Below are 16,043 nucleotides of genomic sequence, written 5' to 3'. Positions count from 1 at the left end.
GGACTGTCAGGATTTCCGTGTGCGGGCGGGCATAATGGGTAAAAAGGGAGTCCCACTATGTCTCGACGCAAAGAGCCTGCCATACCGAATGAGCTTCTCGATCAGCTTTTGGCGGGCGGCGCTGCCAGTGCCGCCTTCGAGCAGGGCGGTCTGCTCGATTCGCTGAAGAAGGCGCTGACAGAGCGTGCCCTGAATGCGGAGATGGATCACCACCTCGCTGGCGAAGACGGCGCCGGCAACATGCGCAACGGCTACGGTCGGAAGACGGTAATGACCGACACCGGCAAGTTGGCGATCGACGTACCGCGCGATCGCCAGTCGAGCTTCGACCCGCAGTTGATCGCCAAGTATCAACGCCGCTTTCCCGGCTTCGACGACAAGATCGTGTCGATGTACGCGCGCGGCATGAGCACCCGCGAGATCACCAGGCACCTGCACGATCTTTACGGCATCGACGTCTCACCCGATTTGATCAGCACGGTGACCGACGCCGTGCTCGATGAGGTCGCCACTTGGCAGCAGCGGCCGCTCGATCCGGTTTACCCACTGGTCTTCTTCGACGCGATCCGGGTCAAGATCCGCGACGAGGGCATGGTGCGCAACAAGGCGATCCACATTGCGCTGGGCGTCCGCGCCGACGGCGCAAAGGAGGTGCTCGGCCTGTGGCTCGAGCAGAATGAGGGTGCCAAGTTCTGGCTTCGGGTGATGAACGAGCTTCGCAACCGTGGCGTCGAAGACATCCTGCTGGCCGTCGTTGACGGCCTGAAGGGCTTTCCCGATGCGATCACCGCAGTGTTCCCCGATGCGATCGTCCAGACCTGCATCGTTCACCTGCTGCGCAACTCGATGGACTTCGTCTCCTGGAAGGACCGCAAGAACCTCGCCAGCGCGCTTAAGGAGATTTACCGTGCCACCGACGCGGATGCCGCCGAAAAGGCGCTGACGGCATTTGAGGCTGGCCCTTGGGGGCAGCGCTATCCCGCCATCGGCCAGAGCTGGCGGCGCGCCTGGGGCGAGGTGATCCCGTTTTTTGCGTTCCCCGACGAGGTCCGCCGGATCATCTACACCACGAACGCGATCGAAGCTTTGAACTCGAAGCTCAGGCGGGCTGTCAGGGCCAGGGGACACTTCCCCAGCGACGAGGCCGCCACCAAGCTGCTCTATCTGATCTTGAATCGGTCGGAGAAAGAGTGGAAGATGCCACCACGTGAGTGGACCATGGCGAAGGCGCAATTTGCCGTGATCTTCGGCGAACGTTTCATCAGAGCCATGGCGGCCTGATGATCAACCGCCCGCCCGCACACGGAAATCCTGACACTCCCAACCCCGGACCGCCCTGCTTTTCAAATCATCGATGCCTTTTCCGTTGTAGATGTTGGTGCCGAAGCCATCCGCCTCCTCGACTTTGGCGGCAATGCGCGCAGTCAGCACGTCGCCCGCAATCGGCCCGCTGACGGCGCCCTCAACCGAGAGCGCGTTATAGTTGCCGTACGAGGCATTGATATAACCCTCGGGCTCGCTGGTTGGCCTGCTGGAGATGAGGTTGACAGCGCCACCCGTCGCGTTGCGTCCATATAAGGTGCCCTGTGGCCCGCGCGCGATCTCGATCCGATCGACGTCGAACAGCGCCGAAAGCGCAGCTGCGGGCCTCGACTGATAGACGCCGTCGCTGTGTATTGCCACACTGCCGTCCGCGCCGGCGGTGATGACGTCATAGCCGATGCCGCGAATACTGACGACGCCCGCCCCGCTGCGCAGCGAGATGTTTACGTTCGGCGCCACGGTCTGAAGATCCATGACGTTGCTGATCGGTGTACGACCCAGGGCGTCGGCGGACAAAGCCGTCACCGCCAGCGGAATGTCCTGCAATCGCTGCGATCGCCGCTGCGCGGTCACGATAATGTCGCTGAGCGACTGAGCGGGCGGTGTGTCCGCCGACGAATGCTGAACATCAGCCGGCGATGAAGGCATGGTCTGAGCCGCCGCCGGACAGATGCCGAGAGAGGCGATCGCGAGTGCGATCAACGAGGGCGCGGATATTTGGTTGGCGACGCGAGGCGTAACTGTGAGATTTCGATTGTTCATCATGAACCTCTCCCTGACTTCGGGCCGGGTCAATCCGGCCGCTCTTTATGTGCAATATTCTTATAGTAGCGTCTCAAGGAGGCGCCGTTCGCACCAGAGTAGTAATTGATATATGCGTAATAGCTCTGCGGTTATGGGTCGGGTGCCACCGGCGCGACATGCATGAGCGTTACGGCAAATGGAACTCGGTCTATGTCCGCTTCCGGCGCTCTGCGGAGCTGGGCGTCTGGGGCGCACTGCCGCAAACGCTGGTCGAACCCGGGCTGGCCGGTGGAAAGGCTTCGGATCATACCGCCACCGGGTCCCTCATGGCCCTGGTCCACCAATCCCGATCACGTCAAGCCGATCATGCACCAGCAATCAAGCCGGATCACTCGGTGGGTGTCGATCAATGATATGCAAGATTGACGGCGCCGCGGTCCTGAGTCCGCGGTCGGCGGGCCGGATTCCCGCTTTGAGATATTCGGCATAGCCGATAAGGTGGTCCGATGCCCCCTCACACTTCGGAATTAAGCGAAATGAATATTGTCGAGGACTTGACGAAAATCGTCGGCGTTCAAAATGTTTTGACGGGCGAAATGGTCAGCCAGCGATTAGACTGCTACCTTCCGGCTCATGCGATGGAAGCCTTGTGCGTCGTTCGCCCCGAGACGACCGAACAGGTTTCCATGATTGCCGCTTATTGCGATGGTCATGGCCTCGCGCTCGTCCCGCAAGGTGGCCGCACCGGCCTTGCCGGGGGTGCTTATACAAGACCCGGCGATATCGCCTTGTCACTCGAACGAATGACCACGATCTGTCCTGTGGAACGGTCAGGGTTGACAATCGAAGTGGAAGCGGGCGCCACCCTTCAGGCCGTGCAAGAGGCGGCGAGCGCCGCGGATCTGCTCTATCCCGTCGATCTGGGCGCGCGGGGATCAGCGACCATCGGCGGTACGATCGCGACTAACGCGGGCGGCAATTCCGTCCTTCGTTACGGCATGACCCGCGATCAGGTTCTCGGACTTGAGGTTGTCCTCGCCGACGGAACCGTGTTGAGTTCGATGAATCGACTGATCAAAAACAACGCCGGATTTGATCTGAAGCAGATGTTCGTCGGGTCCGAGGGGACGTTGGGAATCATTACCCGGGCGGTGCTCCGGCTGAGACCGAATGCCGGTCTCAAGGCAACCGCTTTCATCGGTCTTTCAAGTTTCGATGCTGTCCTCGAACTGTTCGCGCTGGCGGCAGCCGAGGCGGACGGGGCGCTCTCAAGTTACGAAGTCATGTGGCCCTCGTTCGTCGACGCCGTGGTTGGGCGAGGCAATCATCGGTCTCCACTGGAAAACACGCACGCCCTTTACGTTTTAATCGAGATCGAATCGCATCGTGCCGACGCGTTGATCAGCCAGGTGGTCACCTCTGGCTGGGAGCGAGGGCTGATTGACGATGCCTCTATTGCTCAGAATATCGGCCAAGCCAATTCATTTTGGGCGATTCGCGACGACATCGACACGCTTTGTGCCGGATCAGATCCGATTTTACTATATGATATCAGTCTTCCGCAAACGCATATGAAAAGCTATATTGATAGCCTGCAAGATAATCTGCATATTTATTTGCAAAATGCAAAAATGTTCGTTTTCGGGCATGTCGCCGACGGTAATCTGCACCTTGTCATTCGACCGGGCGAGCACGGACATCATGATGCGATCGATGCTCTGGTTTATTTGCCGCTCGAAGCGATTGGCGGGAGCATTTCCGCCGAACATGGTATCGGTTTGGAGAAGCGCTCCTATTTGCATTGCAGCCGTACCGAAGCGGAAATCGACACGATGGTGAGGCTGAAGCGGGCCCTGGATCCGCGTTCGACACTCAATCCTGGTAAAGTGATGCCGCTGTCATAAAATCTGTGCGGGGTTACAAAATCTATTGTGGTCGACCGTGAAGACCCCGCCGTGTCCGAGAGCGAGTGCAGATGATCTGATCGAGCGCGGGTCGGAACAGCGTCTCCGCGCCATGCCCGGCTGCGGATCACTCCGACGACAGCATCGATCGCAACCGATCAGTGGAAAGGACGATTATCTGCACTCCGCTTAAAGTGACCAGCCCATCGGCCTGAAACTGCTGGAGCACCTTGTTGACCGTCTGACGTGATCCCCCCACCATAAGCGCCAACTCGCTTTGCGTCAGCGGGACGGACAGCGCGATGCCGGCGGGTGTTGTGCGGCCGAAGCTGCGCGCCGTGGCGAGGATACGACTGGCGACACGTGCGGAAATCGCCTCAAGATGGGCATCTGCGAACAGCCCGCTCAGGAGTCGCATGTGACGCGTAGCCAGGCGAATGAGCGCGTCATCAAATTCCCGATACATGCTTCGCAGTTGGTCAAACCCTACCCGATCAAGCATCTCTACCTCGCACGCTTCATGCGCCTCGGCGGTTTGCGGGCGCATCTCCCCATCGACGAGGCTGCTCGTGCCGAAGCAATCTCCCGGCTGGAAAAGCAGATATAGAAGTTCACGGCCGTCCGAGCGGGCAACCGACAGTCGTACAGCACCCGACACCAGCCGATACATCTGGTTGCCAGGATCACCTTGGCTGTAAATCAGTTCGCCGGGATTGAAATGTCGGCTTCGGGCCGCCGCATGAAATGCTTCGCACGCGCGCTCGGGAAGCCACTGCAATAGATCAAAGGGAGAAGCAGACATTTCTCAAATCGCTGTTGGTCTCGTTCCAACATACACGGTTTTGCTGCCTTGTCGCCTAGGCGACAGCGGCGGGGCCGGAGTCTGGACTATGCCCTATCAAACAAGTTGGGAGAGATTTTTTGACGCGTGCAATCGACCCCGCCGAGTTGCGAGCGGCCCGCCTGGACGACAAATGGACCGTCGAGAATGGCCGGGTTGTCTTGAATGGAAACCAGGCTATCGCAAGGGTTCTGCTGGCCCAAGCGGCGCTCGATCGTCGGGCCGGGCTTCGCACGGCCGGCTATATAACCGGCTATCGGGGCTCGCCGCTAGGCAATGTCGATACGACGCTCTGGTCGATCGGAGACAGGCTGAAGGCGGCTGGAATCCTGTTCCAGCCGGGCGTGAACGAGGATCTCGCCGCGACGGCGGTCCGTGGCACACAACAGTTCGATCAGGTGCCCGGACCCAAGGTCGACGGCGTATTCGCCGCCTGGTACAGTAAGGGTCCGGGCGTCGACCGCTCGGGCGATGCCTTGAAGCACGGCAATTTCGCCGGCGCACACCGCAATGGTGGCGTGCTCTTATTCTATGGCGATGATCATGCCGGCAAATCGTCCACCGTCGCCCATCATAGCGAGCAGGCGATGGCGGCGAGCCTCATCCCTTCGCTCTACCCCGCCGACGTCTCCGAGTTACTCGAATTCGGCCTGCTCGGCTTCGCACTCTCGCGCTATTCAGGCAGCTGGGTGGCCATGAAGTGCGTCAACGATGTCGCGGAACAGACCGCAACTGTCGATCTGGCGCTGGATGATTTCGCGCCGGTGCTGCCGCCGCTAGGCGAGGATGAGATCGCGGCGGTGCATAGCCGCCAGGGGGCGTTCGACCCGTTGGGCGAGGAGCGCGTGGTGGTGGAGCGGCGGCTGCCGCTGGTACATGCCTTCATACGCGCAAATGGCATCGACCGTCCCATGATCGCCGCCGAAACGCGCAGGCTCGGCATCGTCACAGCGGGCAAGGCCTATGGCGACACGCGCGCAGCGCTCGCCCTTCTTGGGCTGGGCGACCATGCGGCTGCGGCCACCGGCATCTCACTCTACAAGGTCGGATGTATCTGGCCACTGGAACCCGATGGCCTCGCCGCCTTCGCGCGTGGGCACGAAACCCTGCTCGTCGTGGAGGAGAAGCGCCCCTTCCTGGAGGAACAGATCGCCGCTCTCCTCATCAACGAGGCCGATCGCCCGCTGGTGATCGGCAAGCGCGATGAGAGCAAAGCGCCGCTCCTTTCGGCCACCGATCCGCTCGATCCGGTAAGCATCGCCCGCGCGATCGCCGGCCGGCTGGAGCGGCTCGGACGGCTGGATGACGGGACGCGCGCGGCACGCGACGCGTTGGCCGGCGGCGGCGACAACAGCGCGCCCGCGCCCCGGCGCACGCCCTATTTCTGTTCGGGCTGTCCGCACAACCGGTCCACCCGCCTGCCCGACGGCAGCATCAGCATGACCGGCATCGGCTGCCACACGATGGTCAGTTTCGTGCGGCCGGAGCAGGCTCTGTTGCCGACCCAGATGGGCGGCGAGGGGGGCAACTGGCTCGGGGTGGCGCCCTTCACCGAAACGCCGCACATCTTCCAGAACATGGGTGACGGCACCTATTATCATTCGGGGCTGCTCGCCATCCGCGCCGCCGTCGCCGCCAGGGTCAACATCACTTACAAGATCCTTTACAACGACGCGGTCGCGATGACGGGCGGCCAGCCCGTGGACGGACCGATCTCGGTGGCCCAGATCGCGCGCCAGGTGCGCGATGAAGGCGTCGAACGGATCGTCGTCGCGAGCGACGAGCCATCACGCCATCAGGGCGACGCCGGCTTCCCCCGGCACGTCGAAATCCTCCACCGCGATCGGCTGGACGACATTCAGCGCGCGCTGCGTGAAACGCCCGGATGCTCCGTGCTGATCTACGAGCAGACCTGCGCGGCGGAAAAACGGCGTCGGCGCAAGCGCGGCACTTTCCCGGATCCGGCGCAACGCCTGTTCATCTCCAAGGAGGTTTGCGAGGGATGCGGCGACTGCTCGGTTCAGTCGACTTGCGTCAGCCTGGTGCCGGTCGAGACGCCGTTCGGCCGCAAGCGCGCGATCGACCAGTCGAGCTGCAACAAGGATTTCAGCTGTCTCAACGGCTTCTGCCCATCTTTCATCACCGTGCGCGACGCGGAGCCGCGCAAGCCCGAGGCGCTGGCGATCGACGAGTCGATACTGGCAGCCCTGCCAGAGCCCGAGGTTGCTCGGCTCGACCGAGGCTTCAATCTGATGGTGGCGGGCATTGGCGGCACCGGCGTGGTCACTGTCGGTGCGCTGATCGGCATGGCCGCGCATCTGGAAGGCAAGGCCATGTCGCTGTTCGACATGACCGGCCTCAGTCAAAAGAATGGCGCGGTCTACAGCCATATCCGCATCGGCAGCGATCCCACGACCATCGTCACCCAAAGGGTCGGGCGCGGCGAGGCCGACCTGATCCTCGCCTTCGATGTGGTCGCGGCGGTGGCACCCGAATCAGCCGATACGATCGGCGCAGGCCGCACGCGGGTAATCGCCAACGCCGATGTGGAACCCACCGTCGCCTTCCAGTTCGACCGCGATGCAACTGCGGATCCGACCCTGCTGCTCGGCCGGTTGAGACGTGCGGCGGGCGAGGGGAACGTTATGCTCGTTCCGGGTTCCGAACTTGCGCTCGCCTTCCTCGGCGACAGGATGGGAACCAACCTGTTCCTGCTCGGCATCGCCGCGCAGCAGGGATCGTTGCCGGTCGGCATCGCCGCGATCGAGCGAGCGATTGCCCTCAACGGTGTCGCGGTCGACTTCAATCTGAAGGCGTTCCGGCTCGGCCGGCTCCACGCGGTCGATCCGAGCCGCCTGCCCGAACTCATCGCCGCAAGCCGCAGCGATTCCGCCGCCCCGCCGCAGACGCTTGCCGAAATCATGGTGCATCGTGCCACCCATCTGGAGGCCTATCAGGATCGGGCGCTGGCCGAACGCTACCGCGCCTTCGTCGCGCGCGTCGCGGCGGCCGAGCAGGCGATCCGGCCGGGGGAGGAAGCCATCGCCCGCACCTTCGCGCGCAGCTACGCAAAGCTGCTCGCCTACAAGGACGAGTATGAGGTCGCGCGCCTGCTGACGCGGCCGGAACTGCATGCCGAGATCGCGCGCACGTTTCAGGACGGCGCGAAGATCAGTTTCAACCTTGCGCCGCCTATCTTCACGCGGCCGGGCGTGGGCGGCCGCCCTGCCAAGCGCGCGTTCGGGCGCTGGATGCTGACGGCAATGCGCGTGCTGGCGCGCATGAAGCGCCTGCGCGGCACCTGGCTCGATCCGTTTGGCCGTACTGGCGAGCGACGCGACGAGCGCGCACTGATCGCGGAATATGAGGCGTTGGCCGAGCGCATGCTCACGACGCTCGCGCCTGGAAATCACGCAGCGGTTGCGCGCCTGCTCGCATTGGCCGACGAGGTTCGCGGCTACGGCCCGGTCAAGGCGGGCGCGATCGAGCGCTACCGCCGTGATGTGGCGGCGGCGGAAGCCGCGTTGTCGGACGTGCAGGATAGGGACACGGGGGCTGGCCGTCGCAGCGCAGCAACCTGAACGGAGCCGGCGCTTGCCGCAAAGTGACTTGGGAGACCAAGGCGTCGATTGATTGTGGCCCAGCCGTGTCGTGTAAACCTCGACTAGAGCTGCAACATGTCGGAAAAAGGTTGCAGCCTAAGTTCGATCTCGATTGCCGCCGCGCGTAGACGGGCGAAATAGGCCTGGGGACGCACGGGGCCTCCCTTGTGCGTCACGACCAACGAGATCGCCGCGATCACGCGCCCTTCCAACTGGATGGGCACGGCTATGCACACCAAACCCGGCAAGATTTCCTGCTCGTCCAGTGCATAACCGGATCGTCGGATGCGATCGAACTCCGCCGAAAGCGCCTCAGGCGTTGTCAGCGTGTGAGGCGTGAGAGCGACGAAAGTCCCGGATGAAAGATAATCATTGCGCTGGGGCTCGGGCATATGAGCAAGCAATGCTTTCCCCAGGCCGGTGCAATAGGCCTCCAGTTGCATGCCTTGGCGCGACAAGGCGTGATCCTCGGCATCGCCCTCCTTGATCAGATAGGTCATCATGCCATCTTCCAGCACGCCCAGGTGACAGATGCGACTGGTGCGACGCGATAGCTTTGCCAGGATCGGGGCAGCGATCTGCATGAGGATCCTGTTCGTTTCGTTCTCGGGGCGGGCCAGCCGCCGCAACGTGGGGCCGCTGATATAACGACCGCGGCTGACCGGGACGATGAAGCCTGCGCGTTGGAGACCCGTCAAAAGCCGATGCGCTGTTGAGAGGGGTAGCCCCGCAGCAGATGCCAAGGCTGACATCGATGCAAAGTCACCCTCAAGAGCATGGACGAGCAGGGCAAGGGACTTGTCGACGGATAAGGGCGGCGATGTCCGACTGAGACTCATGCGACTTTATTCCGCATCGTGGGAAGTTTTGGCAAGGCAAGATTGCCCTTGTCTCATAGTGCTGCATAGTGATTTTCCTATGAGCAGAAACCTCGACCTCGTGGCACGGATGCTGCGCGATGCGTATCACGGCCCTCCCATCGCTCCCCTGCGGGATTTCCTCGACCCTCTTGATGCCGAGGGTGCTTATGCCGTGCAGGCCATAAACACCAAATATTGGGAAGCCGAGGGGCGAAAGCTTGTCGGCCGTAAGATCGGCCTGACGGCCGATTCGGTCCGCCGGCAGCTCGGTGTCGATCAACCAGATTTCGGCGCCTTGTTCGCGGACATGGAAATTCCTGACGGAGGCGTGCTCGACCCGGCGCAGGTCATCCACCCCAAGGCCGAGGCGGAAATTGCCTTCATCATGGGCCGCGATCTTGACGATCCAGACGCATCGCTGGAGACGGTCATCGCCGCCATCGACAAGGCGGTTCCCTCTATCGAGATCGTCGATAGCCGTATCGCGGATTGGCAGATCACCTTTGCCGATACCGTCGCGGACAATGGCTCCTCGGCCTTTTTCGTGCTTGGAACCGACCCCCTCCCGCATGCCGAACTCGATCTTTACAGCTGCGGCATGGTGACGGAAGTGAACGGCTCCGTCGCATCGGTGGGTTCTGGCGCTGCGTGCCTCGGCCACCCCTATCATTCGGTGCATTGGATCGCCCGGATGCTGGCGAAGCTCGGCGAACCCCTGCGGGCGGGCGACATCCTGCTGTCGGGCGCGCTTGGTCCGATGGTGACACTTGCACCCGGAGATCATGTGCGGATCCACATCGGTGGCATCGGCAGCTGCTCTTTAACTTATGGATCGAAATCATGACCGATAAAATCAAGGCGGCGATTATCGGATCGGGCAATATCGGCACCGATCTGATGATCAAGATGATCAAATATCCCCAGAATATGGAGCTTGTCGCGGTCGTCGGCATCGATCCGGCATCCGAAGGCCTGGCGATGGCACGCGAACACGGTATCGCGACGACCCACGAGGGCATCGAGGGACTGAAGAAGCTGCCCTGCTATCCGGAGATCGGCATCGCGTTCGACGCGACCAGCGCCTATGCGCACAAGGTGCATGACGAAGCCCTGCGCGCGGACGGTATTCAGGTGGTCGACCTCACTCCTGCGGCGATTGGCCCGTTCACCGTACCGCCGGTCAATATGCACGCGAACCTCGAATCGCCGAACGTCAACATGGTGACATGCGGCGGTCAGGCGACGATCCCGATGGTCGCGGCAGTCAGCCGCGTGGCAAAAGTGCATTATGCGGAGATCGTCGCGTCGGTGTCCTCGCGTTCTGCCGGTCCCGGCACACGCGCCAATATCGACGAGTTCACGCGCACCACCGCCAATGCCATCGAGAAGGTCGGCGGCGCTGAGGTGGGCAAGGCAATCATCATCCTCAATCCCGCAGAGCCGCCGATGATCATGCGCGATACGGTCTTCACGCTGTCCGAAGGCGCCGACGAAGAGACGATCCGCCGGTCCGTGCAGGACATGGTCGCCGAAGTGCAGAAATATGTTCCCGGATATCGGCTCAAGCAGGAAGTGCAGTTCGAGCGGTTCGGCGACAATAACAAGCTGAAGATCCCCGGCCGGGGCGAGTTCACCGGCGTCAAGACGATGATCCTGCTCGAGGTCGAAGGTGCGGGCGACTATCTGCCCTCTTATTCCGGCAATCTCGACATCATGACCGCCGCCGCCAAGGCGACCGGCGAACTGCTGGCAGAGCGGCGCATGGCCGCTGCCGCCGCCTGACGGAGACGATAAAATGGCAAAGTTCAACGTCGAATCGGGCGAGAAGCTTTATATCCAGGACGTGACGCTGCGCGACGGCATGCACGCCGTCCGGCACATGTACGGCATCGATCATGTTCGTGCCATTGCCGCCGCACTGGACCAGGCCGGGGTGGATGCGATCGAGGTCGCTCACGGCGACGGCCTCAACGGCATGAGCTTCAACTATGGGTTCGGGGCGCATACCGACTGGGAATGGCTGGAGGCGGTTGCAGACGTGCTGGAAAACAGCGTGCTGACAACCTTGATCCTGCCGGGTGTCGGCACGGTCGAGGAACTGAGGCGCGCCTACGACATCGGTGTGCGCTCGGTGCGTGTGGCGACGCACTGCACAGAGGCGGACGTATCGAAGCAGCATATCGGCATAGCGCGCGACCTCGGCATGGATGTCTCGGGCTTCCTGATGATGAGCCATATGATCGACGCCGAAGGACTGGCGCAGCAGGCTTTGCTGATGGAAAGCTATGGCGCGCAATGCGTCTATGTCACCGACAGCGGCGGCGCGCTCGATATGGACGGCGTGCGCGAACGCCTACAGGCCTATGATCGTGTGCTGAAGCCCGAAACGCAACGCGGCATGCATGCGCACCACAATCTCGGGCTGGGCGTCGCCAATTCGATCGTCGCGGCGCAGGAAGGCGCCGTGCGGATCGACGCCAGCCTGGCGGGCATGGGGGCGGGCGCCGGCAATGCGCCGCTCGAAGTGTTCATCGCCGCGATCGATCGCAAGGGCTGGAACCACGGGTGCGACGTCATGATGTTGATGGACGCGGCGGAGGATCTCGTTCGCCCGCTTCAGGACAGGCCGGTACGCGTCGACCGTGAGACGCTGGCGCTCGGTTATGCCGGCGTCTATTCCTCCTTCCTTCGCCATGCGGAAAAGGCGGCGGACGATTATGGCCTCGATACCCGTGCGATCCTTGTCGAACTTGGCCGGCGCAAGATGGTCGGCGGACAGGAAGACATGATCGTCGACGTCGCTCTTGACATGCTGAAGGCCCAGGAAGCGGTGTAATGCGTCATGATTGCGCCCTGATCCGATCGGGTCAGGGCGCTTTTTTGCATGATGGTCGTCAATGTCCGCGATAGCGCCAGGCCGCGTTGACGGATGCAGGCAAATTTCGTCCCTGTTGCGCCAGCCGCTGAAAGGCCGGCCGACCGACAGCCATCGACCAGGCCAGGCTGCACGCGTTGGTAACGGCCAAAGGGGCTCGGTCGCAGATCATTGTTCGTCTTCCGCCGATCTGCTAACAATCGAGGCCGCGCCGATGGGTATTGCGGCTATGGCTGGCGAAAGGCATTCGCGTCGCCTGGCAACATATCCAACGAGAAAGCTTTTGAGGGATTGGGAAATCGCTGTGGGAGGCGGGTGCAGATTGACGCGGCAGGCTATGGGATGGATCTGAGGCAGCTCCGCTATTTCGTCTCGGTCGCCGAATTGAGCAGCTTCACGGATGCTGCCGGCCGGCTGAATATCGTTCAGTCGGCACTCAGCCGGCAGATCTCCAGATTACAGGAAGATCTGGGGGTGGCATTGTTCGCCCGAGATGGTCGGGGTGTCCGTTTGACGAGAGCGGGAACGCGCTTGTTGGATGCGGCAAACCAACTCCTTCTCGATGCCGAGGCGCTTCGTTCGCTTGTTCGAGATGCCGCGGACGAGGTTGTCGGAACTGTCAACTTTGGAGCGCATCCATCAGACGGAAATGTCCTATTCCCGCTATTGTTCAAAAAGGCGCAAAGGCTGTATCCGGGCGTGCACATTGATCCGGTGCAGTCCATGACTGCGGAACTACAGGAACTCCTGGTGAAAGGTCGTCTCGACCTGGCGATCATCACCTTCCCGGATCCCATATCCGGGATAGATGTCCAGCCGCTCGCGCGCGAGAAATTTTACCTCTTGGCGCCCGCCGGCATGCACCCGTTGCCCTATGGAACTTGCACGACGCAGCAAGCGCTGGGGGTCCCGCTTATTCTGTCTCATCTTCCTCAGCGGGAGCGCTGTAACATAGAGGCCCTGGCAAAGAAGAGTCGCATCACACTGGACGTGAGGGTGGAGGCGGATACGCTGTCCCTGATGAAATCTCTTGCGATGCTGGGTTATGGCTCGCTGCTCCTGCCGGAAACCGCGGTGCTGGAGGAAAAGAATAATCCGGAATGGCATGCGACAGTCCTCAGCGATCTTACGCTCACACGCTATATCGCCCGTCGCGTCACCCCCACTCCGAGCAACGCCGTCACATGCGTCTACGACATTCTCATGGAGGAAATCGAGAATCTTAAGAGCATCGGTGTGATGTTTTGATGTTGCGTTTCGGTTCGGTTCATCGCAGCCCAGCGGACCGGCACTGTTTTATCTTGAGATGAGATGAGTCTGTTGCCGGGCAGGCACTCGATAAAGGCAGGGTGAGCCGATAAATCCTGAAACACGCCACGCCGCGCTGCCATGCAGCCGCTTGGGTGGTTCAGGAGAGATGCATGTTCCCACAGAAAGAGGCGATCAGCTGGAATATCGATCAGATCGGATATGCCGATCTCGATGGAAAAGCTGGATTCAAAATGGCGATTCACCGGGTTGGGGAACGCTGGTACCTCTATGCCGCCTTGCTCTGGGAGCCGGGCTTCGTGATCTTGGATATCACTGATCCCAATTCGCATCGCTATATCAAGCATGTCCCGGGCCCGGCGGATACAATGACGTTCCAGATTCAAATCGCGGACGGCAGGATGATCACCGCGATGGAGGCGATCCCGGATTATCTCGGCGGCCACGAGGGGCCGTGGGAGCATGAGGGCTTTGCGATCTGGGACCTGGAGGATCCTGAAAATCCTGAACAACTGGGCGTTTTCAAGACGGGCGGATCGGGAACGCATCGCAATTATTATGACGGTGGCCACTATGTCTACGCGACGGGCTTGCCCGATGGCTATGATGGTCACATCTTGCAGATCGTCGACATCTCCGATCCCGCAAACCCCAAGGAAGTCTCGCGCTGGTGGCGCGAAGGGCAGTGGCTTGCCGGCGGGGAAGGGGGCGTTTCGGCGGGAACGCTTCTGCATGGCGGTGCTTATGTGAAGGGGGATCGCGCCTATTTGCCCTATAGTGCGGGCGGCTTTGTCATTCTGGACATATCGGACAAGAAGACGCCGAAGCTGGTGAGCGATCTTCCTTTCTCGCCGCCGTTCGAGCATTATATTGCCGTGCATACGGCTCTGCCGTTGCAGAACCGTCCTTTGGTGATCGTCAATTCCGAAGCGATTTTGGAGAATGGAGCCGGATCGCTGGGCTATGCCGGCATAGTCGATGTGAGCGACGAGGCAAAACCCCGCCTGATTTCCCTATTCCCTCTGCCGGAGCCGCCTCCGGGTGCTCCCTATAAAAACTTCGTCGAGCGAGGCGCCAGATTCGGGCCGCATAACCAGCACCAATGGCAATATCAGGATGTTCTCCTGAATGATGAAAATATCTGTTTCCTGACATATTTCAACGCAGGACTGCGGGTTTACGATGTTTCTGACGAGCGTCTACCCAAGGAAATTGCCTATTTCCTCCCGCCAGATCCCACAGACCGGCGTGGTCCTTGGCCGACGACGGGTCTAATCGCCCAAACCGAAGACGTACTGGTAGACTCGCGCGGATATATATACATCAGTGACAAGAATCAGGGCCTGTACATACTTCGTCTTTCCCAAACGCGTACTCCGCGCCCGGCCTGATGCCCACGCAAGGCTGCAAGCTCTAGGCAAGAGGCACTTATGCTCTATCTGGTGAAGCTTTACGCGGATCAGCAAGCATTAGGGGGCGGCGACAAGCGGATCGAGATCGGTGCCGGCGACGCGGCCCAAGCCCGGCTTTGGAAGGCCGAGGGACGGCTGATGGGATTGTGGAGGCGTGCGGACTGCGGTGGTGCTGTTTTCGTCATCGATGCAGAGTCGCATGAAGCGCTGGCGTCCGACCTGCAAGCGTTGCCGCTGTTTCCCTATTTGCGCAACATTAAGGTGACGCCACTGTTGGCGCACCCTGCATTTCCCGAATGTTCCAAATCTTAGGCGAGGTGAAGTCATGGTTTCTGTCGATCGCGATGCACCGGTTCTGTGTGTTCTTGAAATTGAAATCGGCGCCTCACCGGATCAGGTGTGGGCGATCTTCACCGACATTGCCGGTTGGGTCGACTGGATGGAGCCGATAACCTCGGCGCGATTGGAAGGGCCTCTGGCTCCCGGTTCCATCATTCACTGGAGTGTCGCCGGGACCGATTTTAGTGCCGCGGGGATGGAAATTCCATCGAAGCTTGTCGATGTCGAACCCGGCCGACGCTTGGCCTGGCAGGGCGCCGTTGCTGGCCTCACCGGCACACATGTGTGGGAATTCGAGCCAAGCGGCACCGGGACCAGATTAACGAACTCCGAATCGATATTTGGTGCGGAAGATGCTGCTAAGGACACGATAGAGCTGGAATCTTTTCTTCGCTACTGGAATGCCCGGCTCAAGGCGACCGTGGAGCAACGCTATGGCGGCGGGGATTCTTGAGGTAAGACCGACGTTGCCAAAAGACTAGAGCGCGCTGCGTTAAATCGTACGCAAGCTGCGCGCTCTAAGTTTTTGTTGTCGCATCGTTTTAAGCGCCAAACCGGTTCCCACTTTTGCGCACGATGCTCTAGCGCGTCACCATGCGTGCAAGTCTCATCCGTGCGCGAGTGGGGAACATGGTCGTCGCCCCGCCCAGCACTGCGCGCCGGCCATCGGTGCCGACGGCGGCGATCCGAATTGGTGGTGGCCACCTTCTCAGGAAAACCGTCCCGCACCACCCAGCGGGGCACAGCCGCCACCAGCCTGAACAATCTCGATATCAGATGGATAACATCTAAGATCGCGTCTCGATGATATGCCGAGACCTCGGTAGAATTCAAATCGAAACAAAAGACCCGCCCCTTAAAAACCGCAGGAGGT

General features: G+C 61.0%; 13 protein-coding genes and 1 pseudogene. 11 read left to right on the top strand and 3 right to left on the bottom strand.

Annotated elements, in window-relative coordinates:
* Positions 1-57: 57 nt before the first annotated feature.
* Positions 58-1,281 carry an IS256-like element ISSpwi2 family transposase gene (locus YP76_RS14065; protein WP_014082638.1) on the top strand — a complete coding sequence of 408 codons (1,224 nt, stop codon included), beginning with the start codon at positions 58-60 and terminating at the stop codon, positions 1,279-1,281.
* A 3-nt stretch (positions 1,282-1,284) separates the two neighbouring features.
* On the opposite strand, the gene YP76_RS14060 is transcribed toward YP76_RS14065, so the two are convergent.
* A complete protein-coding gene (locus YP76_RS14060) occupies positions 1,285-2,118 on the bottom strand; it encodes a TonB-dependent receptor (protein WP_157035789.1) in 834 nt (277 codons plus the stop codon).
* A 98-nt stretch (positions 2,119-2,216) separates the two neighbouring features.
* Between YP76_RS14060 and YP76_RS29375 the strand changes: the two are divergent.
* Together YP76_RS29375 and YP76_RS14050 are read left to right on the top strand one after the other, a co-directional pair.
* Positions 2,217-2,351, top strand: a pseudogene (locus tag YP76_RS29375) (transposase); the annotation flags it as partial.
* 252 nt (positions 2,352-2,603) lie between these two features.
* A complete protein-coding gene (locus tag YP76_RS14050; RefSeq protein ID WP_046764246.1) occupies positions 2,604-3,971 on the top strand; it encodes an FAD-binding oxidoreductase in 1,368 nt (455 codons plus the stop codon).
* 127 nt (positions 3,972-4,098) lie between these two features.
* Here YP76_RS14050 and YP76_RS14045 read toward each other — a convergent pair whose 3' ends face one another.
* Positions 4,099-4,773, bottom strand: a complete 675-nt coding sequence (locus YP76_RS14045) for a Crp/Fnr family transcriptional regulator (RefSeq protein ID WP_046764245.1) — start codon at positions 4,771-4,773, stop codon at positions 4,099-4,101.
* A gap of 119 nt (positions 4,774-4,892) precedes the next feature.
* Here YP76_RS14045 and YP76_RS26680 point away from each other — a divergent pair, with 119 nt between their 5' ends.
* Complete coding sequence (locus YP76_RS26680) at positions 4,893-8,393, top strand: indolepyruvate ferredoxin oxidoreductase family protein (protein ID WP_232307551.1); 3,501 nt, start codon at positions 4,893-4,895, stop codon at positions 8,391-8,393.
* 83 nt (positions 8,394-8,476) lie between these two features.
* Here the strand turns inward: YP76_RS26680 and YP76_RS14035 are convergent, their stop codons facing one another.
* Complete coding sequence (locus YP76_RS14035) at positions 8,477-8,998, bottom strand: IclR family transcriptional regulator (protein WP_232307550.1); 522 nt, start codon at positions 8,996-8,998, stop codon at positions 8,477-8,479.
* A gap of 334 nt (positions 8,999-9,332) precedes the next feature.
* On the opposite strand from YP76_RS14035, the gene YP76_RS14030 reads away from it, so the two are divergent.
* The 7 genes from YP76_RS14030 to YP76_RS14000 all read left to right on the top strand — a co-directional run bounded on the left by YP76_RS14030 (position 9,333) and on the right by YP76_RS14000 (position 15,623).
* Positions 9,333-10,118, top strand: a complete 786-nt coding sequence (locus tag YP76_RS14030; RefSeq protein WP_046764243.1) for a 2-keto-4-pentenoate hydratase — start codon at positions 9,333-9,335, stop codon at positions 10,116-10,118.
* On the top strand, positions 10,115-11,056 hold the full coding sequence (locus YP76_RS14025) for an acetaldehyde dehydrogenase (acetylating) (RefSeq protein ID WP_046764242.1): 942 nt from the start codon (positions 10,115-10,117) through the stop codon (positions 11,054-11,056). Before YP76_RS14030 ends, YP76_RS14025 begins: the two co-directional genes overlap by 4 nt.
* Before the next feature lie 13 nt (positions 11,057-11,069).
* Complete coding sequence (gene dmpG, locus YP76_RS14020; RefSeq protein ID WP_046764241.1) at positions 11,070-12,110, top strand: 4-hydroxy-2-oxovalerate aldolase; 1,041 nt, start codon at positions 11,070-11,072, stop codon at positions 12,108-12,110.
* 354 nt (positions 12,111-12,464) lie between these two features.
* Positions 12,465-13,397: a LysR family transcriptional regulator gene (locus tag YP76_RS26675; protein WP_052757433.1), complete on the top strand. Its 933-nt coding sequence runs from the start codon at positions 12,465-12,467 to the stop codon at positions 13,395-13,397.
* 173 nt (positions 13,398-13,570) lie between these two features.
* Positions 13,571-14,809: an LVIVD repeat-containing protein gene (locus YP76_RS14010; RefSeq protein ID WP_046764240.1), complete on the top strand. Its 1,239-nt coding sequence runs from the start codon at positions 13,571-13,573 to the stop codon at positions 14,807-14,809.
* A gap of 39 nt (positions 14,810-14,848) precedes the next feature.
* Positions 14,849-15,142, top strand: coding sequence for a muconolactone Delta-isomerase family protein (locus tag YP76_RS14005; protein WP_046764239.1), 294 nt, complete (start codon positions 14,849-14,851; stop codon positions 15,140-15,142).
* 13 nt (positions 15,143-15,155) lie between these two features.
* The gene (locus tag YP76_RS14000; RefSeq protein WP_052757432.1) at positions 15,156-15,623 is read left to right on the top strand and encodes an SRPBCC domain-containing protein; all 468 of its coding nucleotides are present in this window, start codon (positions 15,156-15,158) and stop codon (positions 15,621-15,623) included.
* Positions 15,624-16,043 lie beyond the last annotated feature (420 nt).

The organism is Sphingobium chungbukense (genome assembly GCF_001005725.1).
Taxonomy (GTDB): Bacteria; Pseudomonadota; Alphaproteobacteria; order Sphingomonadales; family Sphingomonadaceae; genus Sphingobium; species Sphingobium chungbukense.
This window is presented reverse-complemented; position numbering and strand designations above follow the sequence as displayed.